The following is a 25,514-nucleotide window of genomic DNA, read 5'->3' as shown; positions in this document are numbered from 1 at the left end:
GATTTCGTGTGAATCACCAGCACTGTTTTCAGGATACTCGCCGTTTAGTTTGGTATGAGCCAGCAAACAACGGCACAGGTATCCGGCCACTACATTGGTGGCGAGTGGACCGACGGGAACGGCTCCGAGACGTTCGCAAGCGAGAATCCGGCGACCGGCGAGACGCTGGCGACGTTCCAGCGCGGGACCGAGGACGACGTCGATGCGGCACTCGAGGCCGCCGAGAACGCCTTCGAGGAGTGGCGGTCGCTGTCGTACATCGACCGCGCCGAGTATCTCTGGGAGATCTATCACGAACTTCGAGACCGTCACGAGGAACTGGGCGAAATCGTCTCGAAGGAGTGTGGCAAAGAGATCTCCGAAGGGAAGGCCGATGTCACCGAAGCCTGGCATATGGTCGAGTGGGCTGCTGGAAATGCCCGCCACCCTCACGGCGATGTCGTTCCCTCCGAAGTCGCGGGGAAAGACGCATATATGCGCCGCAAGCCTCGAGGTGTGATCGGCTGTATCACGCCGTGGAACTTCCCGGTCGCGATCCCGTTCTGGCATATGGCGATCGCACTTGTCGAGGGCAACACGGTCGTCTGGAAGCCCGCCGAGCAGACGCCGTGGTGTGGCCAGATCATCGCCGAGATGTTCGAAGACGCCGATATTCCCGACGGCGTGTTCAACATGGTCCAAGGCTACGGCGACGCCGGCGCGGCGATCACCGACGACGGCCGCGTCGACACCGTTCTCTTTACCGGTTCCGCCGAGGTCGGCCACGAAATCGCCGGCAAAGTCGGTGGCGAACCCGGCAAACTCGCTGCCTGCGAGATGGGCGGCAAAAACGGGATTATCGTCACCGAAAACGCCGATCTGGACATCGCCATCCATTCGGCGATCATGTCGAGTTTCAAGACGACTGGCCAGCGCTGTGTCTCGAGCGAGCGCCTGATCGTCCACACCGACGTCTACGACGAGTTCAAAGAGCGATTCGTCGAACTCGCCGAGGATATCGCTGTCGGCGACCCGCTCGAGGAATCGACGTTCATGGGGCCGGCAATCGAGGCCGACCACGTCGAAAAGATTCACAGCCACAACGACCTGGCTCGCCAAGAGGGCGCAGAGGTGTTGGTCGATCGCTTCGAACTCGAGGCCGACGAGATCCCCGAGGGCCACGCCGAGGGTCACTGGGTTGGCCCCTTCGTCTACGAGATTGACTACGATCCCGACCTGCGCTGTCTGAACGAGGAGTGTTTTGGCCCCCACGTCGCCTTACTCGAGTACGACGGCGACATCGATCGCGCCCTCGAGATTCACAACGACACCCCGTACGGACTTGCGGGTGCGATCGTCTCGGAGGACTACCGCCAACTCAACGCCTTCCGCGACCGGGCCGACATCGGACTCGCGTACGCGAACCTGCCGTGTATCGGCGCGGAGGTACAGCTCCCCTTCGGCGGCGTGAAGAAATCCGGCAACGGCTACCCAAGCGCGCGCGAAGCGATCGAGGCCGTCACGGAACGGACGGCGTGGACGATGAACAACTCCAAAGAGATCGAGATGGCACAGGGCCTGTCAGCAGATATTACGACCAGCGAGGACTGACGATCTGCACGGCCGATTGCCTCGAGTTTTCGGACTCGAGTAGCGGCCGGTCGCGACGGTGAATCAGCGCGATATCGTTTCGATTTCGAACTGTCACGACCAGTGACAGCCGAACGTCGGTGACGAACGAATCGCTTATCCGATGGTTCATGGAAGGGGCCATATACATGAAAGCAGTCGTCCTTGCCGCGGGCCAGGGCACACGTATTCGACCACTCTCTGATTCGGTTCCGAAACCGATGCTGCCGGTCGCAGACCGGCCGCTTGTCGCCCACACCATCGACGCGGCGATCGACGCCGGTGCGAACGAAGTCGTCCTCGTCATCGGCTACGAGGCCGACACCGTCCGCGACTACTTCGGCGAAGAGTACCGTGGCATCCCCGTTTCGTACGCTGTCCAGACCGAACAGGCTGGCACGGCAGACGCCGTCAACGCTGCCCGCGATCATATCGAGGGCCCCTTCGCCGTCTTGAACGGCGACAACCTCTACGATCCAGCGGCGATCAACCAGTTGTTCGAGCAGTGTCCGGCCGTCTGTGCAATCGAAGTCGACGATCCGCGCAACTACGGTGTGCTCAGTACCGACGGCGGCTCAGTTTCCGGCATCGTCGAGAAGCCAGCCGACCCGCCGACGAACCTCGCCAACGCGGGCGCGTATGCCTTCCCCGCCGAGGCCCGCCAGTGGCTCGAGGTCCCCGCGAGCGAGCGCGGTGAACACGAGATTACCGACGTGCTCGCGACCGTCATCGACGAGTTCGACGTCACCCCCGTCACGCTCGAGCGCTGGCTCGACGTCGGCCGACCGTGGGAACTCCTCGAGGCCAACGAGTGGAAAGTAAGCGACCTCGAGCGCCGGATCGACGGCGACGTCAGCGACGACGCGACACTCGAGGGAGATGTCGTCGTCGAGAACGGCGCGACGGTAAAAGCCGGTGTTGTCATCGAGGGGCCAGCACTGATTCGGTCGGGTGCGACGGTCGGCCCGAACGCCTACATTCGTGGGGCGACGCTCGTCGACGAAGACGCGAAAGTTGGCCACAGCGCGGAAGTGAAAAACAGTGTGCTCTCTCCGGGTGCGTCGGTCAGTCACCTCTCCTACGTCGGTGACAGCGTGCTCGGCCGGGACGTCAACCTCGGTGCGGGAACGAACGTCGCGAACCTGCGCCACGACGATGCGGACATCAAATTCACCGTGAAAGGCGACCGCGTCTCGACCGGCCGGCGAAAGTTCGGCATCGTTGCCGGTGACGACGTCAAGACGGGAATCAACTCGAGTCTGACCCCTGGACTGAAGCTGAGTACTGGCGCGACCACACGGCCTGGCGAAACCGTCGACCGGGACCGATAACACAGCGCGAAGAACAGAAGACATTTGCCCGGACTCGGCGTTTCCCTCGAGGACTACGCATGTCGGAACCGTACGGACAGTCCGGTCGCGTTCTCGCCGTGTTCGTCCTCGGTGCCCTCCTCGTCGGCTCGCTGGTCTGGGTCGGAGCGACGGCCGCTGACCCACTCGAGAGTCAGTATCCGGACGAGACCGAGGTGACTCCGGAACCCGAGGCGTACGTGGGCGAACAGGTCGTCCTCGGTGGCTTCGTCGTCGACACTGACCCCGTCGTGATCGCGACGCGAGCGAGTGGGCACGGGCGGTTTACCCTCGTGGACGCGGACGATCGCCTCCAGAACGCAGCTGGGCCGTTGGACGTCGATGACCGAGTGGCCGCCTTCGGGACCCTCGAGGACGAGTCGACGCTCGTCGTCGAACGGACGACGACCCGCCAGCCCTCTGAGACGGCGTATATGTACGTCGTCTCGGCGATCGGTGGGCTCTGGGTCGTGGGCCGGTTCGTCCGGGGATGGCGATTCGACCGGTCGACACTCGCGTTCGTTCCACGACGACGGGCCGACGACAGCAGCCAGCCGGTCGCTCCGTCCAAGCAGGCATCGGAAACCACCGACTCGACCTCGACACACCCCGAACCAGATCGAGACGAGACCCAGCACGACCAACACGTCCGGGCGAGCGGTGGTGAGTAACGTGGCCGATATCCTCACACATGTCCTGGTTGGGTACATCATCGGGACGCTGCTGTCCTTTCGATACGAGTGGATTCGACCGGCACACGTCACGCTCGTGATGATCGGCGCGCTCTCGCCTGATTTCGTCAAGATCGAACTCTTCGTTCCGGACGGCCTCGCGACAGCGCTTCTCGGTGTGCCGTTCTCGTGGTCGCCGCTGCACACTCTCGGTGGGACCGTCCTCGTGATCTGTCTCGCCTCGCTCCTGCTCGCTCCCGAGTATCGAGCACCGGCGCTCGCGCTGTTTGCGATCGGAGCCTTCTCCCACCACGTCCTCGACGTGTTGCTCATGACACCGACGGGGGATGCCTACGCCGTCTTCTGGCCGCTAACTGGGTACCGGCCGCCGGCGGGTGGGCTCTACTTGAGCAGCGACCGCTGGCCGGCGCTCGCCGCCGGGCTGGTCGCGGTAGTCGTCTGGGCGGTTGCTCGCCGCCGCCGTGACGACGCGTCCGAAACGCACACCCTCGGTTAACAGTGCTCCCGTCGTTTCTATCGCGTCTGTCTCAACCGACCCGACCGACGCCGTGGTCTGTGAGACAATCACGCCAGTTATGATTCGCCCTCACTCAGTTTGACGCGTATGTGGCCACTCGGACATGTCGCCGTCGCCTATCTCTGTTATACGATCGCGACTCGAACCCGCTTCGACGCGCCGCCAGCACACATCCCGGCGTTGCTCCTCGTCTTCGGGAGCCAGTTTCCCGACCTCGTGGACAAGCCGCTGGCGTGGTATCTGGGCGTCATCCCAACGGGACGAACACTCGCCCACTCGTTGCTCGTACTCGTCCCGCTCTCGGTCGCCGTCCTCGCGATCTCCAGCCACTACGACCGCGGCGAGTACGGAATCGCCTTTGCGATCGGCGCGCTCTCACACAGCGTCGTCGATGCGCTGCCAGTGCTCTGGGGCGTCGACGGCAGCGCCGATCACCTTCTCTGGCCGATCACTCCTGTCGAGGCCTACGAGAGCGGTGCCCCCTCGGTCATCGCGCTCTTGCAAGACTCGCTGGGCGATCCATACTTCCTCGCAGAGTTCGTCCTCGCCGCGATCGCGTTCACACTCTGGCGTCGCGACGGCTACCCCGGACTCGAGCCGGTTTGGACTGCCCTCGAGCGGGTGTGACCGACGCCGGGATAACGGAGACAGCGGCGCTGGACCTCGCTGACGGTCGCCGGAACCGAACGTGACTCGTCACGGCTCGACTGCACACAACGCCGTCGCTGGAGACGGGTCGATCGCTATCGACCGAATCCGGAACGGCAACGCTGAAAAGCGACGCGTTACCGGATCTCTTTCCACTCCGCATCGCAGTCCGGACAGATACGGACGGTCTTGATCTGGTCCGGGTCGTTCTCGGTCTTTAACGGCTTGCCACACTCGGCACAGACGAGTCGATCGTACGTGTCTTTCTCGAGGTCGCCTTCGCGGAGTGCCTTCCGGACAGATTTCATGTTCGTCTCCTACGAACGTAGGGGAGAAAAAGACCGGTGCTTTATGTGAACTGTACTATCATTCAGACAACAGCAGTCGGCAATCAATTGGCAACTCGAGCGGCGGTCGGTGACAGTCTATCTCGCCGGAGTCGTGGCCGTTTTATCGATTCGGCCGAACAATCCACCGATGGAGTACGTACAGGAGCGAATCGCGACGCTCCACGATTTTAGCGGGACGGCTGGCCCGCCAGCGGTCCCCACCGCAGACACAGTCGCCGAGACGACGATCGTCGTTCCGATGGCTGGACGCGAACACGGGAGTCCGGCCGCCGAGCGCGTGCTTTCGGAACTCGAGACGCTCGAGCCAGACCCTGCTGGCGTCTTCGTTCCGGTGCGCGCCGATGCCGACCAGATCGGCCCGTTTCGGGAGTGGCTCGAGTCGTTTGCGCTTCCGACTCGCGTCCTCTGGTGTAATGCGCCTGCGGTCGAGGAACTTCTCACCAGCGCCGGCCTGGCTGACGGCTTCGGGAAAGGGCGAGACGTCTGGCTCGCGCTCGGGCCCGCCGCTGCGGCCGGTGAGTATGTCGTCGTCCACGACGCCGACGCCCGGAGCTACGAGGCTGCACACGTCGCTCGACTTCTCGCGCCGCTTTCGATGGGATTCGACTTCTCAAAGGGCTACTACGCGCGCATCGAAGACGAGCAGCTCTACGGGCGGCTCTTCCGCTTGCTCTATGCTCCACTCATCCGTGCGCTCGTGGCCGACTACGACGCACCGATCATCGACTACCTCGGCGCGTTCCGGTATGCACTCGCCGGCGAGTTCGCTGCCACCGCGGATCTCACCCGCCAGCTTCGGGCGCCACGTGCCTGGGGACTCGAGGTCGGGACGCTCGGTGACGCCTTCGATCACGCCGGCTTCGACGGCTCCGCACAGGTCGATCTTGGCCGCCACGAACACGACCATCGTGCGGTCGCCGGCGAGACTGGCCTCGAGGGAATGAGCCGGACGGTCGCCGGAGAACTGCTGCGCGTCATCGAGGAGCGGGGCGTCGATCTCGATTACACGACCCTTCAGGAACGCTACCGGACGGCCGGCGACCGCATGATCGACCAGTACCGCGCCGACGCAGCGATCAACGGCCTCACATACGATCCGTCGGGTGAACGCGACCAGCTCGATCGCTACGTCGACTCGATCGCCCCACCAGGCCCTGACCGCAGGCTGCCACGCTGGATCGACGCCCCGTTCGAACCAGCCGACGTCCTCGAGGCGACCGAACCTGTCTCAGACCGACGACTCGAGTCGGACCAACTCGACTCTAGCGCACAAGACTAATCTGACCACCCCCCGTTGTGGCGGATATGGATGCGACCGCCGACGAACTGGCAGGCGTGGTCGACCTCTTCGGCGGCTTGACACGGCCCGAACTCGAGCGAGCGCTCTCGGAAGCCGCGTTCCGGGCCGATGGCCAGTCCGTCGATGAGTCAGCCCTCGAGACGGCAATCGATGACGCACTCGAGTCGTTCGCACTCGTCCGATACGAGCGACCACGCCAGGACGCCCAGCCGCTGTTGGTCGCCGGCCCGACGGCGTTTCCATCGGTCCCAACCCATGCAGAGGATGTCCCCCACATCCTCGATGTCGACCCGCGCGATCCCGACCGCGATGCACTCGGTGAGACGGCCCGCGAACAGTTTGTCGAGCAACTCGAGGCGGCGATCGATGCTAGCGATGACGACCGGATCGATCACTTACTCGATGTCAGCTACGACCTCGAGGCGTGGGCACCGATCGACCTCACGGCCGAACGGAACAGACTGGAGGCGGCGATAGCGTGAGCTCGTGGACCGAGCGCCCGACCGACTGGACGGCCTGGACTTCCTTCGAGTCCGCTACGACGACCGACGACTCGACCCCTACCGTATGAGAGACGCGTGTGACAACATGCCACAGACGACGATGACCCTCGAGCCGGTCGCGGCACACGTCCCACTCGAGATTGACGATCAAGAGTACGACGCAGCCGTTCTTGCACCGATTATCGAGCGCGACGGCGAGGACCACCTGCTGTTTACCCGGCGGGCAGACCATCTCGGCGAACACCCCGGACAGATGAGTTTCCCCGGCGGTGGCACCGAGTCGATCGACGAGACGATTCTCGACACCGCACTCCGAGAGGCACACGAAGAGATCGGCCTCGAGCCCCACGAAACCGAGGTCATCGGGCAACTCGACGATATTCGGACGATCACGGAGTATGCCGTCACGCCCTTCGTCGCCCGCGTTCCCGACCGGGAGTACGAGCGCGACGACTCCGAGGTCGCAGAGATCGTCGTCCTCCCGCTATCAGGGTTGCTCGACCCCGACAACTACGAGTACGAGCGCCGTGACCACCCCTACTACGGCGACATCATCATCCACTACTTCCACGTCGACGGCTACACCGTCTGGGGCGCAACCGGCCGTATCCTCGTCCAGTTGCTCGAGTTGACGACATCGTTCGAGCCGCCGGAGCAAGTCGATCGCTCGTATTAGTCGCGACTGTGGGGATAGGTTCGAGACGCTGTTCTGAACGCGAACAGTGGTGGCTGTCGTGGACACGCAATGTGTCCCGACTCTCCCTGCAAACCAGTCCGTTGAGCGATACCTCGAGTGTCGTTTCCCACCACCGCTTGCGATGGTGACGCCCCTACTGCTGGCGCTTGCGATCCGTCTGGAGTTCTCCGACGACAGTGACCCCATCTTCGAGATCCGTCTCCGCGCGGTCTGCATCACCGAAGCCGGCGCTGACGACGCGTGTAAGCGCTTCTTCGACGGTTTCGTCCAGTTCAGTGATCTCCTCTGGCGACACCTCGAGGATGAACCCTGTGGTGATGTTTGGCGATGTCGGCAAAAACAGCGTTACACGCCCATCCCGGGTCGTTCGCCCGGTTTTGAACGCGGTCATCCGAAACCCATCCCACGTCTCGAGTTTGACCGGCGTCTGGAGGGTGCCTTCGGACCCGAATGTGGTCTCAGTAGCGGTTTTTGACGCATTGTAGATCACTCGAATGCCGGGGACACGATTCGCTGCGTAATCGACAAGGCCTTCGAGAAGTTCGCCGGTCGTCGTCTCGGTTACCTGGCCGATGGCGTACATCGTGAGGGCGAGAAATCCGACGAACGTGAGTACCCGCAGGAAGCCAGCCACCCGTTCGCGAGCGAACTCACTGGTGCCGGGAGCAACGATCTCGAGCGTGTCGGCATTGAGAATAATCCCCGGCGTCACACTCGCCAGAAACGAATAGAGCGTATACAGGAGAAACACCGTCACCAGAATCGGGAGGATGAGGATGAGTCCGCGTCCGAAATCACCTTTCACCGAGCTCATGAAGCCACGCTCACACCCAGATTCATGCGGGCCTCCTACGAGTAGATTGTGAACTTACGCGACCGAACGTGTTTCGAGAGAACGCCAGGTTTTTGCACACAGCAGTCACAACACGGCTAGAGTCGCGCAGACGACCCACACCATGAGAGACGCCAGAACTGGCATCGTCGGGCGGGTCGTCGCGCGAGGTGAGTTTCGATGTTAACAACGAGTACCGTCGCCCGTGCTGGATTGGATGCAATCGCCCTCAAACCCGCCGAATGTGATCTCTCGGCTGCCGCGTCGATTCCGGTCGAAACGATCGCGATCGATTACGAAGGACGTGACCACCTCCCCAGTCACGAGACGCTCACGGCCCTCGCAGACGACACTGCAGTCTTGCTGACGACGCCCGTCCGGGTTGATGGCTTCGACCCGCTGGGTGACGACTCGCTGGTCGACGAGTTGCCCGACGCGGTCGGCCGCGTCCTCGTCGCGGGCCACGGTGCCTATCTCACCGATGAAGAGCGCGAGCGCTCCATTGCTCCCCGACTCGATGCAGCCCTCGAGACCGACCCAGACGCCTGGGTCGGCACCGAAAGCGTCGAGCGACTCGCGATGGCGACGGGGGCGACACAGTACGAACTGCTCGCTCGACGAACCGCTGCTGAACTGCAGGCGCTGCGAGCAGTCGGCTTCGAGGGCGAGATCGCCCTCTACGCCCCGACCGTTTTGACTGACGATGACGACATCGTCCTCGATGCTGTCGGTGACTACGTTTCGCGACGACGACCGGTCGCTCGAGCGCTCCCCGAGGACGCCGCGACCGATGCGAGTGCAACCGGCCGTGCTCGAGAGGTCCTGCTCAAAGCCGCTCGCGACTACGCCCTCATCGGTGAAGCAGACGAGATACGCGAACAGACCGACATGCTGCACGAGGCTGGTGTGACCACGATCGTCGGCTACCCGGCACAGGGACTCGAGCCGTTTCTCGAGTAACCACCACCGCTGTTTGTGACTGCGTTTCGAACGGCGACAATAACCACCCAGAGGTAAGTGGTCCCCGAACCCAGTAGCGCTCATGACGAGGATTGTCGCTTCCACAGTCGGTGTGAGAGACCAGTGCCAATCGCAGGCCCGAACCGTGCCCACCGGTGATCGTCGATGACTGATTCCGACGAGCCAGCACTCGCCGTCGGCGCGGATGCGTTCACCCAGGACGGCGCCGGCCTCGAGGTCGCCGTGGTCGGCGCGGGTGCGATCGGCGCGACGACGGCTTACGACCTCTCTCGCGCGGGGGCCGATGTAACGCTGTACGACCGCAAATCGATTGCAAGTGGTGCGAGCGGTCGAGCCGCGGGCGTCTGTTACAATGCTTTTGCAGCCCCGCTCGACGCCGAACTCGGTCGTGAGGCCATCGAACGCTTTCGGGACCTCTCGGGCGACGACACCTTTCCGTTCGTCGAATGTCCCTACGTCTGGCTCGCCCGAGAGGGGGAGCCAGATCGAGCCAACGCGATTCGCGACCAGATCGAGCGTATGCAGGACAACGGCACCATCGCACTCGAGGCCGATGCCGACGCGCTCGCAGATCGCTTCCCAGCGCTGTACACGGACGACGTCGCTGTCGCCGGGATCGCCGGCGCGGCTGGCTACACCGATCCCGCTGCGTATACGGCCTGTCTCGCTGCTGCCGCGAACGGAGCCGGTGCGACGCTCGAGCCGAACACACCCGTCGAGATCCGAACCGATCCCTCGTGTGTCGCACTCGAGGACGGCACCGAACACGCGGTCGACGCAGTGGTCGTGGCGGCCGGTGCACACACGAAACAGCTACTGGCCGACGCCGGCATCTCGATCGCGATGAAGCCATACCGCGTCCAGGCGCTCGTCGCGAGGGGCGATATTGACGAGCCGATGTGTTACGATGCGAGCGGTGAGTTCTACCTGCGCCCACATCCCGAGGGACTGCTCGCCGGCAACGGGACCGAATACGACGAGGCCGACCCTGATGCGTACGACCGTGAGGCCAACCCGGAGTTCGCGACAGGGCTGCTCGAGCGCGTTCGCCATCGGCTTCCCGACGTCGACCTCGACCTCGAGCGGGCATGGGCCGGACTCTGTACGGCGACACCGGATCGAGAGCCGCTGGTCGGCGAGCTACAGCCGGGGCTGTACGTCGCAACTGGGTTTCAGGGACACGGCTTCATGCGTTCGCCGGCGATCGGTGCGCGTCTTGCAACAGAAGTGTGCGGCGGTGACGGGATCGATGCGTTCGATCCGACCCGATTCGATGGTGACGAGTCGTTCGAGATCATCGACGGGATGGCAGTCGACACAGAACGGTGAGTGTGTCGTCGCCAGAAGTCGAGTTCACTCGTCGACGGTCAACTCGTCGGTTTCGGAGTCAGCCTCGGTCTCCGATTCAGCTTCGCCGTTCTCGACTGCGGAATCTTTTGGAATGTCGATCCGCAGCGTCCCCGCTTCGGTCAGCGTTGCCCTCCCTGCGTCCGGATCGACGACCGCGTCGTCAGGGAGCTCGGCTTCGCCGTCGAGTTCCATCCCACGACCGGGGAATCGCATCTCGTAGCTGTCGCGAAACTGGCGAAATCGGTTGATTCGGATCTTGACAGTGCCCTCGAGATATCTGACCTGAACGTCGTCGGGTTCGACACCCGGAGCGTCGAAGATGACCAGATACGCCGTGTCGTTTTCCAGAATATCAACAGGCAACGATCGGTGTTTCTGAACCTGACTGTGGGCACGACCAACGTTCCGATAGAGGGCGTCGCCAACCGACTTGCGGAGATCTCTGAAGCTCACTGGGAGTCACCCGTACTGGCTGCTTGCGGGGCCGCAGAGGGAACCTGGAGGTGCGTCGAGGCCATGGCTTGTCAAAATGTTACACGATCCGCATTCATATCTCTTTTGATAGAACAAAAGAAACGTCTGACACGTTCTTTGTTTATTGGTTATTGCCTGTGGCTTCTCCACTCTCTGCTGGCGGTTTCGCGTTCCCTGGCTCCGCCTGTCACAGCGACACTTTCTCGAGACAGTCGGTGCCGCCACAGACGGGACACGCGAGATCTGTCACGTCGAGATCATCGGGGACGTCGTACGTGTAGTGGTTCTCGAACAGATCGAGAACACAGTCCTCGGCAGTGCAGACGAACTCTTCGGTCAGTGGCATACCCCACGTAGGAGAACGGCACGCATCAACGTCGGGGTTTCGGCGACTCGAGCACGACGGCGTGCGCTCGAGCGTGTAGTCACCGTTTTATCACTCGAGGCGCTACCGGGATCTATGACTGCCCCCGAGACGCTGTCGGTGACGATCGTCGACGGCTACGTCGACGAGCCCGCCCACTTCGGGGTGCCGCCGTACATCTCGACGTACCCGCGGTATACGGCCGGCGCGCTCGTCGATGCGGGTGTCCCGCGCGAGCAAATCACATACCATACGATCGACCGGCTTCGAGACCAGCCCGATCAGTGGCGCGACGTCGACGAGGCCGACCTGCTGATCTATCTCGGCGGAATGACCGTTCCCGGCAAGTACGTCGGCGGCACGCCAGCCGAACCCGACGAAGTGCGAAAGCTCGCCTGGACCGCCACCGGCACGAGCCTGATGGGTGGCCCTGTCAAGTTCGGTGTCGGCGACGAAAACGCTGGCGCGACCGAGACCGAACGCCAGGACCTGGACTTCGATTTCGTCGCCAAAGGCGACGTCGAGGCTGCCGTCTACGACCTCGTCGAGAACGGCCTCGAGGGCTTCTCGAATCGGATGCGTGACGTCGAGGAAGTCACACGGTGGGCACAGGACGGCGCCTTCATCGTCGACCAACACCCCAACCACCCCGACCATCTGATCGCCGAACTCGAGACCTCCCGTGGCTGTGCGTATCGCTGTTCGTTCTGCACGGAACCCCTCTATGGCAACCCCTCGTTCCGGCCACCGCCGTCGGTCGTCGGCGAAGTCGATGCGCTCTCCAATCACGGCGTGAAACACTTCCGGATCGGACGCCAGGCCGACATCCTCGCCTACGGCGGCGACGGCGAAGCACCAAACCCCGACGCACTCCGCCAACTCTACAGTGGCATCCGCGAGGTCGCACCCGACCTCGAGACGTTGCATCTGGACAATATGAACCCGATCACGGTTGTCAACTGGCCCGAAAAGAGCCGGGAGGGGATCCGAATTATCGCCGAGTACAACACGCCCGGCGATACGGCTGCGTTCGGCCTCGAGTCGGCTGACCCCATCGTCCAGGAAGAGAATAACCTGAACGTTAGCGCCGAGGAGTGTTTCGAGGCGGTCAAAATCGTCAACGAGGAGGGGGGCTGGCGACCCGGAGAGGAGCCGGCCGAGGCGCCTACCTTCGGCGATGACGCGCCACGGCGACTCCCCAAGTTGCTCCCCGGAATCAACCTCCTCCACGGCCTCAAGGGCGAACGCGAGGAGACCTACGAGCGCAACCTCGAGTTCCTTCAACGGGTCTACGACGAGGGGTACATGCTTCGCCGTATCAACATCCGACAGGTGATGGCGTTCGACGGCACCGACATGTCCGATACAGGTGCCGAGATTGCCAACGAGCACAAGAAGCTGTTCAAACGCTACAAACAGCAGGTCCGCGAGGAGATCGACAAGCCGATGCTCAAACGTGTCGCGCCGCCGGGGACTGTTCTCCCAGACGTCCACCTCGAGTATCATCAGGACGGGACGACCTTTGGCCGTCAACTCGGCACCTATCCGCTGTTGGTCGGGGTGCCGGGCGAACGCGACCTCGGGCAGACGATCGATGTTGCCATCGTCGACCACGGCTATCGATCCGTCACCGGCGTTCCGTATCCGCTCGATCTCAACGACGCTTCGATGGACGAACTCACCGCGATCCCCGGTATCGGGGACCGAACCGCGGGCGATCTCGTCATCAACCGTCCCTACGACTCCGTCGGGGATGCCGACCTCGAGACTGAGTTCGACCTTGCCCAGTTCATGACGACGCGGTCGCTCGAGCACGCAGACTGACCCAACTGCGGCAGAACTGGCCTGCTCGAGTAAAAGCCAAGGAAAATGCTGTGAAAATAACGGTTTCCAGTCGGTAGTTCTATTATGGAGGCCCGTCAGAGGTGAGACTGAGGGTCTACCTGTGGAAATATCTGAAAAACTCCTGTGTCTGTTCAGTACGGAGGTCTCGGCAGAGGAGGACCGATACGTCATCGAAGTACCACGTCAAGAAGTCGAAACTGGGGATATCGACCCGGAGGACGTCTACCGCGTCGCACTCATCTCCCGTGACGAAGCAACTGATACCGAAACGCCGACGGCACAGCCACAGACCGCGCCGTCAGAGCCACAGCCACCGGTCGACGTCGGCGAAACACGCTACGTCGAGATCGAAGACATCGGCAAGCAGGGCGACGGTATCGCCCGCGTCGAACGTGGCTACGTCATCATCGTTCCGGGTGCTGACGTCGGCGAGCGCGTCAAGGTCGAAGTCACCGAAGTCAAATCGAACTTCGCCGTCGGCGAAATCATCGAAGAGACGTTCTGAGGAACGACCGTTTTGGGGCAGTTGGCTGGTGTTACAGCCACCAGCCCTACGCCTCACACTCGTCTGTTACATAGCACTCGCTGTGGGGGCCGTGAGCAATCGTGCGAACTCGTATGCAGTCTGCCGTTGGTCACCGAAACACCGTCCCGACAGCAGAATTATATACTATCGAAAGAGTGCGTTTGACGAATGCGTCGCTCAATCGTTGTCGCAGCGGTACTCGTTACTATCGCGTTACTCTTCATCGGTGGTCCATCACTCCTGTTTTCGCCATCAACGGCCGACGTTGCGCCGGAAGAAGCCGATGCGTCGGATCCGGAGATCGTCACCCCGGATGGCAGCGAGAGTGGATTCTGGCCGTATCTCAATGCTCGTGAGGCCCACGAGAAGCGGAGTCCGCTGAACGTCGTCGTTCGGGGCGATACCGAGACGATCGTCCAGCAACTGAAAGACCACGGTGACGAAGACTGGGAGGAGACAGATCACGACCATTTCGATGCTGCAGAACTCGTCGATTCGGTGGCCAACGGAAGTCACGAAGACAACGAAACCGTCGGTGGAGATCTCGCCTCCGAAGACGGTGATTCGGAACAGCTCATTTCACCCACCGAAGTGCCGTGGTCGAAAGCCGACGGTGCGACCCGGCTTGCCTACGTCGACCCAGGAACCGGTGACGACACCTACTGGACGACCGAAACTCTTCAGCTGGAGGACGGCGAGTACTACGGCTACCGGTATCATATCCGGATGTACGAGGGCCCGAACCCGGACGATCAGTGGGTCGTGATGCAGACCCACTCGGAGCATTTCGATTGGTTCACCCTTCGACACCGCGTTGATGGCGTCGAAAAGGCCCAGTACCGCCTCGAGAAGGACTTAATGTCGATCCCTGCGGTCGACGAGCGCGAAGACGTGTCCCGGATCAATCTCGGAAACAGCGGCCCCTCCGATGCCGACGGCTGGGCAACGAAAGTCAACCTCATGAGTGCAAGCGTCCTGCTCACGGTTGGCCTTGCCACCCGTCGTGACGGGTTACTCGAGTCAGCGAAATCGAAACTCGATACACAGCTCACCGAGACCGATCGAACACGCATCGAAGCCGCTACTGACCGGATCGAAGCCGGCCACCTCGTGCTCCTCGGAACGATTATTACGATTATTCTTGGGGTTCGAGTCATGGGTGTCGCCCTCGACCGTCACGTTGGGTTCCTGTCGGTCCACATGATCGCAGCACTGCTGTACCCGTTTATCGCACTCGGGATACCGATTTCGACGTACCTGATCGCTCGCGGGCTCACCAGTCGACTCGATGCGGCAGTCGTCGCGTCGGGCTCGCTTGCCGTGGCAATCTGGCTCGACTACGGCTTCGTCAACCTGAATTCGCTCCCGATCGACGTCGTGCTCCAGCGGATACTGGTGGTGATCGCGCTCGGATTGATCGCCGGCGGCGCGGCCAAACGCGCAACACGGACGTCACCGATCAACGACATGCTACTCACTGGCGTCGCGATGTGGATGCTCGTTCTCGTAGGAACGCTGTTCGGCTACCTCTAACCGTCCACAACGACGCGCTACTCCGTCGGAATCGTCGTCTGAAACCGTTCGAGATCGTCGTGAAAACAGTCACCGACGACGATCGCATCCGCGCCAGCCGCAAGAATCTCGGTCGCTTTCTCGCGGCTGTCGACCCCACCGCCGTACAGCAGCGTCGTCTCCTCGAGCACGCGAGCGGCGGCTTCGACGTCTTCTGGGCCGCCGTAGCGTCCAGTGTACTCGAGATAGAAGATCGGAAAGTCGTACAACAGCTCCGTCGCAAGGGCAGCGCCAGCGACCTGGTCAGGTGTGTACGCCGCATCGACGCCTGACGTGGCTGCGGCCGTCGACTCGAGATGCTGGATCACGTACCCCTCGCCGAGGATGGGCGTCTCGAGGAGCGCGGTCGTCTCCTCGCCGGCCACCGACGCCACGGTGCGCCCGAGTTCGGTGAACATGTCGACGTGTTTACCCACGAAATGGTCGCGGTCGCCGTTGTAGACCGCTGGGACGGCGATTGCATCGACGGCGTCGACGGTCGCCCGGGAGACGTGGGTCGGACTGGACGGCTCCTGAAAGACCGGTGTCGTCGGGAGCGCGTCCGTGATGGTTCGAATCGTCTCGAGTGCGTTGGCCGCGGTGACGCCGTCAGAGCCACCGACGACCACCAGATCGGTTCCCTCGAGTGCGTCGAGAGCAGCCGGCAGTGGTTTCGCCGGATCGACCTTCGTGACGTGATTGATCTCGTCCCAGTCGGTATCCATACTAACCAGTTCGATGACGTAATGCAACTCTCTGTCGGTGGTCACACCCTGTCGCTATCTCCCGCAGCGTCAATCGGCGGTCGCGGGTGCGCCGGCCTGCCGTCACCACCGCTCTCAGCCCGCCCCGCTTACTCCTCGAGTGGCGTCCCATCGACTCGCTTTGGGCCCTCGGAGTCGTGGACGACGACCTCGCCGGGAGCCGGCGTGGCGGGCGCGTAGGTATCTCGGACGGCGATCGCTTCCTCGAGTTCACGAACGGCCCGTTCTTTGAGCGCCCCGGCGAGGTCCTCGGCGTCCTCGCGGGAGATCTCCCGTCCGAGCCCCTCACACTCGTGGGCGCGGAGGACTCCTTCCTCGTCGTCGGCTTCCCGTTGTGCTGGGAGCACAACGCTGTCGACGGCCTCGCCCATCGGCTGACTGGTCCCTGCAAGCGCCACGCTGAACGGATACGTCTGACAGATCAGCGGGCGATCGTCGTGGGCCGTACAGCCGCCGACGCCGTCGGTCTCTTCATAAAACACACAGTCGCCACAGCTGTCAGTCTGGAGCGCCCACTCGAACGTTTCGCCTTCGAGGTCGCCGTCGTCGGTTTCGACGAGACCGTACGGCATCGGGCGAGCGATGTCGCGCCAGTCGTCTGCGCTGTCGGTGTCGCTCGCCTCGAGGGCTCGTATCTCGTCGGGGAAGACAGTCGCCGTATGGTCGTCCTCGGCCTCGCCCGTACAGCACGCCCCACAGCGGGTACACTCGAAGCCGATCGACTCGATGGCGTCGGCGAGTTCGTCGATCGACAGCTGGCGCGCCGTCTCGAGTTCGGCCTCGAGTGATTGCACACCTGAAGATACCTGCCAACGGGGAAAAGTCAGTCGCTCGCGGTCGCACGGCTCCCATCCCACGTGAGTCGTCTCTCGACGGCGAGTTTCTCGAGATGGGCAACGACGGTCGCTCGCGCGAGGTCACGAACGCCAGTGAGGTCTTTCTCGTAGGCGGTTTCGAGGATCTCGTCGAGCGTTGTCGAACCGGTTTCGACCGCCTCGAGGATGCGCTGTTCCCGCCGTCGTCGGTGGGCGAGCAGTCGCTCTGTGGTGTCTCTGGGCGCCTCGATCGCAGGGCCGTGACCGGGCCACAGCGTCGGTGGGTCGATCGCCCGGAGACGACGCAGGCTCGTCACATACGCCCGCATGTCGCCCTCGGGCGCGCCGACGACGACGCTCCCCTCGCGGACGGCACAGTCGCCACACAGAATCGGACCGCCACGCCCAACCTCCAGCGACATGTGATCGGGGGCGTGGCCAGGCGTCTCGAGCAGTCGGACGTGGTCGTCACCGAGTGGAATCGTTGCCCGCGGCATGAACGTTCGGTCCGGATCACAGCCGACCACGTCCCGGAAGCGGTCAGTGCGGCCGGCTCGAGCCCAGACAGTCGCGTTCGTTTTCTCGGCGTAGGCGGCGACAGCACCCACGTGGTCTGGATGGGTGTGGGTGACGAGAATATGCTCGACGGTGTGGGCTCGAACCAGTCGGTCGAGGTCGTCAGTTCGTGCCGCCGGGTCGACCAGCATTGCCGGCTCCGAGCCAAGCAAATAGGCGTTGGTGGTCCCAGTTGGCGCACGCGTCGTGACCGGGACCGAACACCGGGTGACATTCATAGCTCGACAGTCGACAGGTGGGCACAAATCACTGACGAGAACGGCTGTCCTGGCAGGTTCGACGCTGTCACGCTTCTCCCCATCCTGTCTGCGTAACCCGGGGTCGACAGACTCAGTAGTTGAGGTAGTAGACCTGTTTGCGCGCGTCGCGGAAGCTGTATCGGGAGCCGATCAGGCCGACGTCCTCGAGACGGTTGAGAGCGTAGCGAACAGTTCGATCCGGCAGCAGCGATTCCTCGGCGAGTTGACCCTGAGAGAGCGGCGAATCGGTCTCCAGGACCTTCGCAACGAGTTTCGCACTCGGAGGTAGCTCACGCAGGCGGTCACGGTATTCGTCCTCTGAAAGCGGTTCCTCACCAGCAACACCGCGGTCCTCAGCTGTCGTCGTGCTCATACCTACGTCACCGGAATCGCCAATGGTAAAGCTTCCCTATATGTGGATACGAACAGTCCAGTTTGTATAAGGTCTACCTATAGAGTATTAATACCGATTGTCGAATTACGACTCCCTCTCCCGGTTCGATTTATATATGGCACGTCCGAAACGTCCATCCCAGACCGGTCGACTGTCAACAATCTCGTCGTGAGACCGGTTTGTCGGATCGAAACGACTCCTCTCTCAGCGATAGATCTGTTAGTTTGCTGGGGGTTCGTCCGTTAGTGGGGCGATCTGTCTCCGACTCGTCGATAGACTCCAGTATCGTTTTATCCTCCCGCTCCTGTAGTTTCGCCCAGTGTGAAAGGACAGGAGTGGTACCAAGCCGACGACGTCGCCGAGGAATACGACGATAAGCGGTTCTCCCGCGGTGGCCAGCTGATCGACCGCCGGGAGAAAAAGGCTGTCCTCGAGGCTATCATGCCTATCGAGGGACAGAACATCCTCGAGATCGCCTGTGGTACCGGGCGATTTACGGTGATGCTCGCCGAGCACGGCGCCGACGTCGTAGGACTCGATATTTCGGCGGCGATGTTACAACAGGGACGTACAAAAGCGCAGAACAAAACACTCGAGGGAACGCTTGAGTTCCTTCGCGGTGATGCGGGACGACTGCCGTTCCCGGACGATCACTTCGATACTGTCATCGCGATGCGGTTTTTCCACCTCGCAGACGATCCCGAAGCGTTCCTCGAGGAGATGCGCCGGGTCTCTCGAGACCAGATCGTCTTCGACACGTTCAATCGGTTCAGCGCCCGCAGCATCTACAACTGGGCACTGCCGATGGGGTCGAGACTCTACTCGAAGAGCGAAGTGAGCGTCTTGCTTGCCAAGACGAACCTGACGCTGATCGACGTCGAAGACGATTTCATCGCGCCGTACGGACTTTACCGCGCAATCCCGAACAAACTCGCCTCGCCGATCCGAACGCTCGATAAGACGATCGGCAAGCTTCCAGTCAGCGACCATCTCGCGTCAGTGTCCTACTGGAACACGCGAGTCCGCTGACAGCGGCCAGCCCGCTGCCATCTCCTGAACGGGGGTGCGCGTGTCGTAGTCATCGCGACACCCCGACTACTGGTGTCGACTCCGAGACGTTCGTCTCTCGGTGACGAATCCCCGTAATTTTACTATCGATGGATTCTACCAGAGAGTATGGAGCTCTCGGTAGTCGTCTCGACGCTCAACGACCGAGAGCAGTTACTCTCGTCTCTCGACGCGCTCGCGGAGCGAACGCCACCGTCGACAGAACTGATCGTCGTCAACGGCCCGTCTTCGGACGGCACGACCGGCGTCGTCCGTGAACGCACCGACGTCGATGTGCTCGTTGAAATCTCCGAACGGAACCCGAGCGTCTCGCGAAACGCTGGTCTCCGGGCTGCCGAGGGCGATGTGATCGCCTTCCTCGGTGGCGAGTGTGCGATCGAACACAGCTGGTACGACGCCATCGAACGCTCGATCGCAACCGGCACCGACGTCGTCACTGGCCCCGTGACTGGTAAACAGCGGGACCACGATCCTCGGACGCCGCGGACCGTCGCGGGCCGTCGCGTGGTTCATTTCGACGGCGACAACGTCGCGTTCGACCGGACCGTCCTCGAGGCCTTAGATGGGTTCGACGAGTATCTCGAAGACGGCGGCGAACGGGACTGTGCCCACCGTGTGGCCGGACTCGGCTTCGACACTGACTGGGACGCAGAGATGGCTGCTCGACGCGAAGTCGGCACTGATGGTGGCCAGACGGATCGCAACTGGGGGACAGCGTATCGATCACTGTCCTATCGACTCGCGAAAAACTACGGCCCTCGACCGACCGTCCTCGGGCGGACGATCGGCAGCGCCCTTCGTGACGGGTCGGCGGGAGTTCGCGGTGTTCTCACCGGGGAGGAGACGCCGACGGGCTGGGTATCGGACGGGACCGATGTCGTCTCCAACGCTGCACGCGGACTACGAGATGGGCTCTTCGCTCGCTACGCCGATCGCTCGAGTCAACGAAATCCGAACGGGCTGTCGGTCCGACACGATCGAGCGGTCCACGTCTACGATCGTCGGTAACGGGCGTTGCAAACCAGTCCGACGACAACTCGAGTCTCCGTGTGTCGACCACGCACGCTATCCTTCGAGGACTTCGTACGAAACGTCGGCATCGCGGAGCGTATCAGTGACGCGGCCGACCTCGTTGGTCGTCGCAACTGCGGTCACATCCAGCCCTCGTTTGGCACCCTCGGCAGCAACCTCACCGGCGGCGAGTGTTACGGTTGGCTCAGCCCCATCCTGTCGACAGGCGACGACGGCTTCGACACCCGCCGCGACGACCAGATCGGCATCGGCACACTGTTCGGCGACGAGCTCTGAGTCGGCTGCTCGACTGCCACCAGTCCGAACGGCAGGTATCTGAAGGACGGTAACGGACCCGGGCTCGAGATCCATGACGCCCTCGAAGCTCGTGACGCCGACGTCGGTCCCAGCCTCGGCGTCGGTCGTTGCAACACCAGTCGCTGGCCCCTTACTGCCGGGACTTGCGTGGAGTAAGCCGTTTTTCACCGAGAGCGTGACGGTGTCGCCTTCTTCGATGTCGTCGGTCGCGATGTAGGCGGCCTCGCTCATCGCACCCAGAATGTCGCCGGTGATGTGGTCGGCAAACCGGCGGACGTCGTCGGCGGTCCGGAAGAGCCAGTCGACGCCTTCGTTCGTGACGCGATACCGTGAGCGGCCTTCTTTTTCGACGAGGCCGTCGTCGACGAGTTCGCGGATGTACTCGCTGACGGCCTGACTCGTTACGCCGACTTCCTCGGCGATCTCTCCCTGACTGACGGCGGGCTGGCGCTCGGCGATCTGGACGAGAATCCGAAATCGCGTCGCGGTCCGCTTGTTATCGAGGACGTCGACCATACGTCTACTCTTTCCCGACCGAGGCAAAAAGGTACGCGGTCGGCGACAGCTGTTCCGGCTTTTCGGCGCGTCTGTGGTGGCTCGGCGGTGCCAGCGCGCTCTCGACTGTGGGAATCACCGACTGGAACGCAAGGCGTCAAGTTGATAGCGAACGCGTCCTTCAGTATTTCACGAATATGCTGTCCCTTCCTGCTGGGACCGACACGGTGTCGGTCGTCGGCCTCGAGCGTGCAGGCACGACCGCACTGACGCCGGCGATTTTTAGTTCCATCCAACTAACTGATGTGTTAGCATGGGTCTCTATCGCTGCGTTTTTCGTGGCGTTAGTTCTCCGCTGGCAGGGGGCTTTCGAGCCGGCACGGTATCTCGCGACAGGTGCTTGGGTCACCTTCGGTGGCTTCTGGCTGACGATGGTACCATACTACTACTACGAGATGCAGAGCCCGTTGCAGACGGTGCTGGCACTCGTTGCGCTGCCGCTGTGTGCGTACGCCGGCTATCTCCTCTGGGGCGGCCGTGACTCGCTGTTTCTCCTCACGAAAGCGATCGCGTTTATGGGGCTGATCTATTTGCCAGCCGAAACGGTCCCGGTCTTCCGAGCGTGGCTGATCGAAACCACGGCAGTCCAGACCCACTATGGGATGGAACTGCTCGGTCACAGTCCGGGCATCAATGAGGGGGCAAACGGCTACGAGAGTCGGTTTGACTTCGACCCCGACGAGACTGTCACTGGACGAACGACCTACATCATCCTTGCCTGTACTGGTATCGGAAGCATGGCCATCTTCGGTGGCCTGATCGCTGCCGTGAAAGCGCCGCTCAGACGGAAGGCGACTGCCTTCGTCGCCGCAATCGGCATCATCTGGCTGCTCAACCTCTTCCGGAACGTCTTCATCGGCCTGGCCTCCCCGTGGGGCTGGTTCCAACAGGAGTGGCTCGTCTCCATTATGACCACCTACATGGGTGCCGAAGAGAGTCGTGTCTCCTTTCTCGTCGCCCACAACTATATCGCCCAGTCGCTGTCGGTCGTCGCACTGGTCGGGATCACCTACCTCGTCGTCAAGATCCTTCCCGAAGTGCTCGAGCCGCTCGAGGAGGTCCTCTTTATTCTCACTGGCAACGAATACGACCTCTTCGACGCGCTCGGCAAGGATCGCGTGCGCGCTGACGGTGGTTCCGGTCACGACAACTAACTGTGCCTCCCCGCATCGACCTCCCGTTTTCGCCGATCGAACGCGCACTCTTCGTGCCTGCAGCCGACACGCTCGTCATTGTCGACATCCACCTCGGCCGCGGGGCTGCCTCGAGCGTTGACGCACCGATCGACGACGCCAAAGCGGTTCACCACCGACTCGAGTCCCTGCTCACCCGCACCGACCCGGAGACGGTCGTCGTCGCCGGCGACCTGCTACACGCCTTCGATGGCGTGCCACGCGGTGTCGAACGCGATCTGGCGGCGCTCGAGGACACAGTCGACGCGGCCGATGCCTCGCTTGTCGTCACACCAGGGAACCACGACACGATGCTCGAGACGGTGTTCGATGGGGCCATAGCGAGCGAGTACCGCCTCGCGGATGGCGAGACAGTGGTCTGTCACGGCCACGAACGACCCAAGACGGACGCGACGCGGTACGTCATCGGCCACGACCATCCCGCACTGTCCGTCGACGGACGCAAACGGCCCTGCTTTCTCTACGGGCCGACCGTCTACGAGGGAGCGGACGTGATCGTCTGCCCAGCGTTCACGACGCTTGCGGGGGGCGCGACGGTCAACGAAATGCGTGCTCGAGCGTTCCAGTCACCGCTGGTCACCGACGCGGATGCGTTTCACCCGGGCGTCTGGGATGACTCGAGCGAGGAACTGCTGTGGTTTCCGCCGCTGGGAGAGTGTCGGCGGCTGCTGTAGTGGCCGTCCTGGCAGCGACACCGGAACGAGCGTCCTACTCTCCATCCCAGTAATCGACGTCGTCGTCGATGGGATAATAGCCGTGGAGTGACCGTTCATCTCGGCCGCCAGGCGGTGCGCCCACGAACACGCCAAGTTTCTCCGAATCAGGGTAAACTGTCACGTCCGGCTCGTTCATCGTCGAGACCATGAGATATCGAAGCGGCGTTTCCGAGTCGTTGATAACCTTGTGGCCACCCGTTTCGTTGGCTGGAAAGGAGACGTAGTCGCCCTCGGTGAGCGGATACGTTTCATCGGCCAGCCGAAGCGTTCCCGTGCCCGCGAGCACGTACATCGCCTCTTGGTTTGCGGTGTGGTAATGGTATGGCCACGATTCGTGTTCAGCCGGGAGTTCATAGAGGCTACAGCCCAGTTGGTCACCGTCCGTCTGCTCACTCAACTGCTTTCGCCGAACGTGCATCGCACCGTGTTCAAGCGCCGTCCACTCGAGCTCGTCCTTGTTCACAGGGCACATAGAGTCGAATTCAAGACCAGCGGTCATAGTCGTTTATCCGAATTCACAGGATCGGTCATGAGTATTCGAGCAGAAGGCCTCGCGGGTAGTGCGGGGCGGATAGGGCGAATTCGACATCGATCACATCGCGTCGCGTCCGGAACGAAGGCCCACCTACACGCGAATTACTGATCTGAATGTGACTCTCGAGACGCGGTCGACCGGCGTCGGATCAACACAGGCCGCTACAGCGAGTAGTCCTCGAGTACCGCCTGCGCTGCGTCCTGGCCGCTTCGCATCGCACCCTGAATCGACGACCAGCGGGTGTAGTCGCCGGCGAGATAGACGGACCCCGATGGATCCCGCGTGTCGGGGAGCTCGTCATGAACCCCCGGTGGCTGGTCGAACTGCGCGAACTCGATCCGGTCGGTCCGAAGCGTCTCGAGCGCGTCGAACCGCTGGTCGGGATACCACGTCTCGAGCGCCAGCTGCGTCCGTTCGGCCAGCTCCGACTCGCTGTGGTCGGGCTCGCCGAGATAGGTCGCACTGATCAGCGTCGTGCCGTCGGGAGCGTGCTCGGGGGCGACCGCGCTGTGGGGGACGATGTGGTTCGGCGCGTCGTCATCGACTGCGTTGAGCAGCAGCCGTTTCCCAGTCTCGAGGTCTGCCTCGTCCGGCAACGCGTAGTACTGGGTCACGCAGGCCCGCGCATCGGTTGGTATCGACTCGAGGCCGGTAAGCTCACGAGCGGCCGGCGGATCGGTCGCGACGACGACCGCGTCGGCCTCGACTGTCTCCCCATCGGCCGTCGTCACTGTCGCCGACTGGTCCGCACTCGAGACGGCTTCGATTTCGACTCCGGTTTCGAGCCGACCGCCAGCGGCTCGCACACGGTCGGCGAGCTGGGCCGGAATCGCGCCCATTCCCGCGGCCGGGACTGCAGCCCCGCCGTCGGCGAGAGTGGCGAACGTGTACTCGAAGACGCGACTCGAGGTCGACAGCGATCGGTCGAGGGTGATCCCGCCGTAGAACGGGGCGAAAAAGCGCTCGATAAAGCGGTCGGAGAAGCCGCGTTTGCGAAGATAGCGTTCGATCGACTCGTCTGCCTCATGTTTGTCGTCGAAAAACTGGTCTGGATCGATTCGCCGAAGCGACCACCAGAGTCGGGCGACGCGAAGTCGGTCACCCATTGTTACGTTGCTGTTCGTCAGCGTTGCGGGGAGTGCACTCGGCTTCTGACGTGGATCGGCGAGCACCGTCCGGTGGTCAGTGCCGATAATGGTCGCCCCCGAGGTGAACCGACGCAGGTCGAGGGCTTCGAGATCCAGCTCACGCTGAACGGCTGGATACGCCGGAAACAGGACCTGAAACCCGCGGTCGAATCGATACCCGTCCTGGTCGTGTGTTCGAACACGACCGCCGACGGTGTCACGGCGTTCGAGCAACGCTACATCAGCACCGTGGTCGGCAAGCCGGCGTGTCGCAACCAGCCCGGCGAGCCCACCACCAACAACGACGACCTGTGGAGTCGACTGCATGCTCGAATGATGGGCAGGAACGCACAAAGGCGTAGGGCCAAACGGAGACTGTCGGTTTCCGACCTCAGCTGTCAACCTCGAGCCACCGAACGATGGGCTGTCAGAGACCCGCGAGCAGTCTGAGGGCGACCCCGAGAAGAATCACGAGAACCCCAAGGATCGTCGCAACTGGTGGGATTGGAACGAACAGCAGTACGATACCAGCAAGGATCACGATCGTCGAGACTCTGACCATACAACAGTGTCGGGATGACGATAAGTAGCGTTATGGCCGGCATTGACAGCGTCA

Annotated in this window: 29 protein-coding genes; 17 read left to right on the top strand and 12 right to left on the bottom strand. The window is 62.4% G+C overall.

Annotated features, from left to right (window positions below):
- The first annotated feature begins 54 nt into the window (after nucleotides 1-54).
- From ACERJA_RS01795 to ACERJA_RS01775, 5 genes are all read left to right on the top strand, one after another.
- Nucleotides 55-1,590: an aldehyde dehydrogenase family protein gene (locus ACERJA_RS01795; RefSeq protein WP_373606612.1), complete on the top strand. Its 1,536-nt coding sequence runs from the start codon at nucleotides 55-57 to the stop codon at nucleotides 1,588-1,590.
- Nucleotides 1,591-1,757: 167 nt separating this feature from the next.
- Nucleotides 1,758-2,939 carry a bifunctional sugar-1-phosphate nucleotidylyltransferase/acetyltransferase gene (gene glmU, locus ACERJA_RS01790; RefSeq protein ID WP_373606611.1) on the top strand — a complete coding sequence of 394 codons (1,182 nt, stop codon included), beginning with the start codon at nucleotides 1,758-1,760 and terminating at the stop codon, nucleotides 2,937-2,939.
- A gap of 59 nt (nucleotides 2,940-2,998) precedes the next feature.
- Entirely contained in the window at nucleotides 2,999-3,628 is a 630-nt protein-coding gene (locus ACERJA_RS01785) for a hypothetical protein (protein WP_373606610.1), read from the top strand.
- A gap of 1 nt (nucleotide 3,629) precedes the next feature.
- Entirely contained in the window at nucleotides 3,630-4,145 is a 516-nt protein-coding gene (locus ACERJA_RS01780; protein WP_373606609.1) for a metal-dependent hydrolase, read from the top strand.
- A 108-nt stretch (nucleotides 4,146-4,253) separates the two neighbouring features.
- Nucleotides 4,254-4,793, top strand: coding sequence for a metal-dependent hydrolase (locus ACERJA_RS01775; RefSeq protein WP_373606608.1), 540 nt, complete (start codon nucleotides 4,254-4,256; stop codon nucleotides 4,791-4,793).
- 158 nt (nucleotides 4,794-4,951) lie between these two features.
- Here the strand turns inward: ACERJA_RS01775 and ACERJA_RS01770 are convergent, their stop codons facing one another.
- Nucleotides 4,952-5,122, bottom strand: coding sequence for an HVO_0758 family zinc finger protein (locus ACERJA_RS01770; protein WP_006067948.1), 171 nt, complete (start codon nucleotides 5,120-5,122; stop codon nucleotides 4,952-4,954).
- A 169-nt stretch (nucleotides 5,123-5,291) separates the two neighbouring features.
- Here ACERJA_RS01770 and ACERJA_RS01765 point away from each other — a divergent pair, with 169 nt between their 5' ends.
- The 3 genes from ACERJA_RS01765 to ACERJA_RS01755 all read left to right on the top strand — a co-directional run bounded on the left by ACERJA_RS01765 (nucleotide 5,292) and on the right by ACERJA_RS01755 (nucleotide 7,643).
- Nucleotides 5,292-6,443 (top strand): glycosyl transferase family 2, encoded by a 1,152-nt coding sequence (locus ACERJA_RS01765; protein WP_373606607.1) that lies wholly within the window; start codon nucleotides 5,292-5,294, stop codon nucleotides 6,441-6,443.
- Nucleotides 6,444-6,469: 26 nt separating this feature from the next.
- On the top strand, nucleotides 6,470-6,946 hold the full coding sequence (locus ACERJA_RS01760) for a hypothetical protein (RefSeq protein ID WP_373606606.1): 477 nt from the start codon (nucleotides 6,470-6,472) through the stop codon (nucleotides 6,944-6,946).
- Between the two features lie 106 nt (nucleotides 6,947-7,052).
- Nucleotides 7,053-7,643 carry a CoA pyrophosphatase gene (locus tag ACERJA_RS01755; protein ID WP_049890020.1) on the top strand — a complete coding sequence of 197 codons (591 nt, stop codon included), beginning with the start codon at nucleotides 7,053-7,055 and terminating at the stop codon, nucleotides 7,641-7,643.
- A gap of 154 nt (nucleotides 7,644-7,797) precedes the next feature.
- Here the strand turns inward: ACERJA_RS01755 and ACERJA_RS01750 are convergent, their stop codons facing one another.
- Complete coding sequence (locus ACERJA_RS01750; protein WP_006067944.1) at nucleotides 7,798-8,478, bottom strand: DUF502 domain-containing protein; 681 nt, start codon at nucleotides 8,476-8,478, stop codon at nucleotides 7,798-7,800.
- 198 nt (nucleotides 8,479-8,676) lie between these two features.
- On the opposite strand from ACERJA_RS01750, the gene ACERJA_RS01745 reads away from it, so the two are divergent.
- Together ACERJA_RS01745 and ACERJA_RS01740 are read left to right on the top strand one after the other, a co-directional pair.
- Nucleotides 8,677-9,456 (top strand): luciferase, encoded by a 780-nt coding sequence (locus ACERJA_RS01745; protein WP_373606605.1) that lies wholly within the window; start codon nucleotides 8,677-8,679, stop codon nucleotides 9,454-9,456.
- A gap of 165 nt (nucleotides 9,457-9,621) precedes the next feature.
- Complete coding sequence (locus tag ACERJA_RS01740; protein ID WP_373606604.1) at nucleotides 9,622-10,806, top strand: NAD(P)/FAD-dependent oxidoreductase; 1,185 nt, start codon at nucleotides 9,622-9,624, stop codon at nucleotides 10,804-10,806.
- 24 nt (nucleotides 10,807-10,830) lie between these two features.
- Here the strand turns inward: ACERJA_RS01740 and ACERJA_RS01735 are convergent, their stop codons facing one another.
- Nucleotides 10,831-11,280: an Hsp20/alpha crystallin family protein gene (locus tag ACERJA_RS01735; protein WP_373606603.1), complete on the bottom strand. Its 450-nt coding sequence runs from the start codon at nucleotides 11,278-11,280 to the stop codon at nucleotides 10,831-10,833.
- 208 nt (nucleotides 11,281-11,488) lie between these two features.
- Nucleotides 11,489-11,647 carry a hypothetical protein gene (locus ACERJA_RS01730; RefSeq protein WP_006067940.1) on the bottom strand — a complete coding sequence of 53 codons (159 nt, stop codon included), beginning with the start codon at nucleotides 11,645-11,647 and terminating at the stop codon, nucleotides 11,489-11,491.
- 114 nt (nucleotides 11,648-11,761) lie between these two features.
- On the opposite strand from ACERJA_RS01730, the gene ACERJA_RS01725 reads away from it, so the two are divergent.
- From ACERJA_RS01725 to ACERJA_RS01715, 3 genes are all read left to right on the top strand, one after another.
- Nucleotides 11,762-13,489, top strand: a complete 1,728-nt coding sequence (locus ACERJA_RS01725) for a radical SAM protein (RefSeq protein WP_373606602.1) — start codon at nucleotides 11,762-11,764, stop codon at nucleotides 13,487-13,489.
- Between the two features lie 121 nt (nucleotides 13,490-13,610).
- Nucleotides 13,611-14,015, top strand: coding sequence for a TRAM domain-containing protein (locus ACERJA_RS01720; protein WP_373606601.1), 405 nt, complete (start codon nucleotides 13,611-13,613; stop codon nucleotides 14,013-14,015).
- Between the two features lie 189 nt (nucleotides 14,016-14,204).
- On the top strand, nucleotides 14,205-15,569 hold the full coding sequence (locus ACERJA_RS01715; protein ID WP_373606600.1) for a hypothetical protein: 1,365 nt from the start codon (nucleotides 14,205-14,207) through the stop codon (nucleotides 15,567-15,569).
- A gap of 17 nt (nucleotides 15,570-15,586) precedes the next feature.
- Here ACERJA_RS01715 and ACERJA_RS01710 read toward each other — a convergent pair whose 3' ends face one another.
- From ACERJA_RS01710 to ACERJA_RS01695, 4 genes are all read right to left on the bottom strand, one after another.
- Nucleotides 15,587-16,312, bottom strand: a complete 726-nt coding sequence (locus ACERJA_RS01710; protein WP_373607438.1) for a heptaprenylglyceryl phosphate synthase — start codon at nucleotides 16,310-16,312, stop codon at nucleotides 15,587-15,589.
- A gap of 128 nt (nucleotides 16,313-16,440) precedes the next feature.
- Nucleotides 16,441-17,145: a YkgJ family cysteine cluster protein gene (locus ACERJA_RS01705; RefSeq protein ID WP_373606599.1), complete on the bottom strand. Its 705-nt coding sequence runs from the start codon at nucleotides 17,143-17,145 to the stop codon at nucleotides 16,441-16,443.
- Between the two features lie 29 nt (nucleotides 17,146-17,174).
- Nucleotides 17,175-17,960, bottom strand: coding sequence for an MBL fold metallo-hydrolase (locus ACERJA_RS01700; protein WP_373606598.1), 786 nt, complete (start codon nucleotides 17,958-17,960; stop codon nucleotides 17,175-17,177).
- 112 nt (nucleotides 17,961-18,072) lie between these two features.
- Nucleotides 18,073-18,354, bottom strand: a complete 282-nt coding sequence (locus tag ACERJA_RS01695) for a helix-turn-helix domain-containing protein (protein ID WP_006067933.1) — start codon at nucleotides 18,352-18,354, stop codon at nucleotides 18,073-18,075.
- A 342-nt stretch (nucleotides 18,355-18,696) separates the two neighbouring features.
- Between ACERJA_RS01695 and ACERJA_RS01690 the strand changes: the two genes are divergently transcribed.
- The gene (locus ACERJA_RS01690; protein WP_006067932.1) at nucleotides 18,697-19,404 is read left to right on the top strand and encodes a class I SAM-dependent methyltransferase; all 708 of its coding nucleotides are present in this window, start codon (nucleotides 18,697-18,699) and stop codon (nucleotides 19,402-19,404) included.
- A gap of 147 nt (nucleotides 19,405-19,551) precedes the next feature.
- On the top strand, nucleotides 19,552-20,451 hold the full coding sequence (locus ACERJA_RS01685) for a glycosyltransferase family 2 protein (protein ID WP_373606597.1): 900 nt from the start codon (nucleotides 19,552-19,554) through the stop codon (nucleotides 20,449-20,451).
- Between the two features lie 57 nt (nucleotides 20,452-20,508).
- On the opposite strand, the gene ACERJA_RS01680 is transcribed toward ACERJA_RS01685, so the two are convergent.
- Nucleotides 20,509-21,288 carry a MarR family transcriptional regulator gene (locus tag ACERJA_RS01680; RefSeq protein WP_373606596.1) on the bottom strand — a complete coding sequence of 260 codons (780 nt, stop codon included), beginning with the start codon at nucleotides 21,286-21,288 and terminating at the stop codon, nucleotides 20,509-20,511.
- 176 nt (nucleotides 21,289-21,464) lie between these two features.
- On the opposite strand from ACERJA_RS01680, the gene artA reads away from it, so the two are divergent.
- Nucleotides 21,465-22,481 (top strand): archaeosortase A, encoded by a 1,017-nt coding sequence (gene artA, locus ACERJA_RS01675; RefSeq protein WP_373606595.1) that lies wholly within the window; start codon nucleotides 21,465-21,467, stop codon nucleotides 22,479-22,481.
- A gap of 2 nt (nucleotides 22,482-22,483) precedes the next feature.
- Complete coding sequence (locus ACERJA_RS01670) at nucleotides 22,484-23,194, top strand: metallophosphoesterase (protein ID WP_373606594.1); 711 nt, start codon at nucleotides 22,484-22,486, stop codon at nucleotides 23,192-23,194.
- A gap of 34 nt (nucleotides 23,195-23,228) precedes the next feature.
- On the opposite strand, the gene ACERJA_RS01665 is transcribed toward ACERJA_RS01670, so the two are convergent.
- The 3 genes from ACERJA_RS01665 to ACERJA_RS01655 all read right to left on the bottom strand — a co-directional run bounded on the left by ACERJA_RS01665 (nucleotide 23,229) and on the right by ACERJA_RS01655 (nucleotide 25,460).
- A complete protein-coding gene (locus ACERJA_RS01665) occupies nucleotides 23,229-23,708 on the bottom strand; it encodes a cupin domain-containing protein (RefSeq protein ID WP_373606593.1) in 480 nt (159 codons plus the stop codon).
- Between the two features lie 224 nt (nucleotides 23,709-23,932).
- Nucleotides 23,933-25,225, bottom strand: coding sequence for an NAD(P)/FAD-dependent oxidoreductase (locus tag ACERJA_RS01660; protein WP_373606592.1), 1,293 nt, complete (start codon nucleotides 25,223-25,225; stop codon nucleotides 23,933-23,935).
- A 100-nt stretch (nucleotides 25,226-25,325) separates the two neighbouring features.
- Entirely contained in the window at nucleotides 25,326-25,460 is a 135-nt protein-coding gene (locus ACERJA_RS01655) for a transporter (RefSeq protein WP_373606591.1), read from the bottom strand.
- Nucleotides 25,461-25,514: the final 54 nt, after the last annotated feature.

Source organism: Natronorubrum sp. A-ect3 (assembly GCF_041821125.1).
GTDB classification, from domain to species: domain Archaea; phylum Halobacteriota; class Halobacteria; order Halobacteriales; family Natrialbaceae; genus Natronorubrum; species Natronorubrum bangense.
Note: the sequence above shows the minus strand (reverse complement) of the source record. Positions and strands in the feature narration are given on the sequence as shown.

What these genes read in the sequence shown, in the direction of transcription:
- ACERJA_RS01685 (WP_373606597.1), top strand. Translation starts at nt 19,552, where the DNA reads ATGGAGCTCTCGGTAGTCGTCTCGACGCTCAACGACCGAGAGCAGTTA.
- ACERJA_RS01710 (WP_373607438.1), bottom strand. Translation starts at nt 16,312, where the DNA reads ATGGATACCGACTGGGACGAGATCAATCACGTCACGAAGGTCGATCCG.
- ACERJA_RS01715 (WP_373606600.1), top strand. Translation starts at nt 14,205, where the DNA reads ATGCGTCGCTCAATCGTTGTCGCAGCGGTACTCGTTACTATCGCGTTA.
- ACERJA_RS01665 (WP_373606593.1), bottom strand. Translation starts at nt 23,708, where the DNA reads ATGTGCCCTGTGAACAAGGACGAGCTCGAGTGGACGGCGCTTGAACAC.
- ACERJA_RS01765 (WP_373606607.1), top strand. Translation starts at nt 5,292, where the DNA reads ATGGAGTACGTACAGGAGCGAATCGCGACGCTCCACGATTTTAGCGGG.
- ACERJA_RS01740 (WP_373606604.1), top strand. Translation starts at nt 9,622, where the DNA reads ATGACTGATTCCGACGAGCCAGCACTCGCCGTCGGCGCGGATGCGTTC.
- ACERJA_RS01755 (WP_049890020.1), top strand. Translation starts at nt 7,053, where the DNA reads ATGCCACAGACGACGATGACCCTCGAGCCGGTCGCGGCACACGTCCCA.
- ACERJA_RS01700 (WP_373606598.1), bottom strand. Translation starts at nt 17,960, where the DNA reads ATGAATGTCACCCGGTGTTCGGTCCCGGTCACGACGCGTGCGCCAACT.
- ACERJA_RS01730 (WP_006067940.1), bottom strand. Translation starts at nt 11,647, where the DNA reads ATGCCACTGACCGAAGAGTTCGTCTGCACTGCCGAGGACTGTGTTCTC.
- ACERJA_RS01760 (WP_373606606.1), top strand. Translation starts at nt 6,470, where the DNA reads ATGGATGCGACCGCCGACGAACTGGCAGGCGTGGTCGACCTCTTCGGC.
- ACERJA_RS01745 (WP_373606605.1), top strand. Translation starts at nt 8,677, where the DNA reads ATGTTAACAACGAGTACCGTCGCCCGTGCTGGATTGGATGCAATCGCC.
- ACERJA_RS01725 (WP_373606602.1), top strand. Translation starts at nt 11,762, where the DNA reads ATGACTGCCCCCGAGACGCTGTCGGTGACGATCGTCGACGGCTACGTC.
- ACERJA_RS01785 (WP_373606610.1), top strand. Translation starts at nt 2,999, where the DNA reads ATGTCGGAACCGTACGGACAGTCCGGTCGCGTTCTCGCCGTGTTCGTC.
- artA (WP_373606595.1), top strand. Translation starts at nt 21,465, where the DNA reads ATGCTGTCCCTTCCTGCTGGGACCGACACGGTGTCGGTCGTCGGCCTC.
- ACERJA_RS01750 (WP_006067944.1), bottom strand. Translation starts at nt 8,478, where the DNA reads ATGAGCTCGGTGAAAGGTGATTTCGGACGCGGACTCATCCTCATCCTC.
- ACERJA_RS01795 (WP_373606612.1), top strand. Translation starts at nt 55, where the DNA reads ATGAGCCAGCAAACAACGGCACAGGTATCCGGCCACTACATTGGTGGC.
- ACERJA_RS01775 (WP_373606608.1), top strand. Translation starts at nt 4,254, where the DNA reads ATGTGGCCACTCGGACATGTCGCCGTCGCCTATCTCTGTTATACGATC.
- ACERJA_RS01770 (WP_006067948.1), bottom strand. Translation starts at nt 5,122, where the DNA reads ATGAAATCTGTCCGGAAGGCACTCCGCGAAGGCGACCTCGAGAAAGAC.
- glmU (WP_373606611.1), top strand. Translation starts at nt 1,758, where the DNA reads ATGAAAGCAGTCGTCCTTGCCGCGGGCCAGGGCACACGTATTCGACCA.
- ACERJA_RS01680 (WP_373606596.1), bottom strand. Translation starts at nt 21,288, where the DNA reads ATGGTCGACGTCCTCGATAACAAGCGGACCGCGACGCGATTTCGGATT.
- ACERJA_RS01695 (WP_006067933.1), bottom strand. Translation starts at nt 18,354, where the DNA reads ATGAGCACGACGACAGCTGAGGACCGCGGTGTTGCTGGTGAGGAACCG.
- ACERJA_RS01655 (WP_373606591.1), bottom strand. Translation starts at nt 25,460, where the DNA reads ATGGTCAGAGTCTCGACGATCGTGATCCTTGCTGGTATCGTACTGCTG.
- ACERJA_RS01660 (WP_373606592.1), bottom strand. Translation starts at nt 25,225, where the DNA reads ATGCAGTCGACTCCACAGGTCGTCGTTGTTGGTGGTGGGCTCGCCGGG.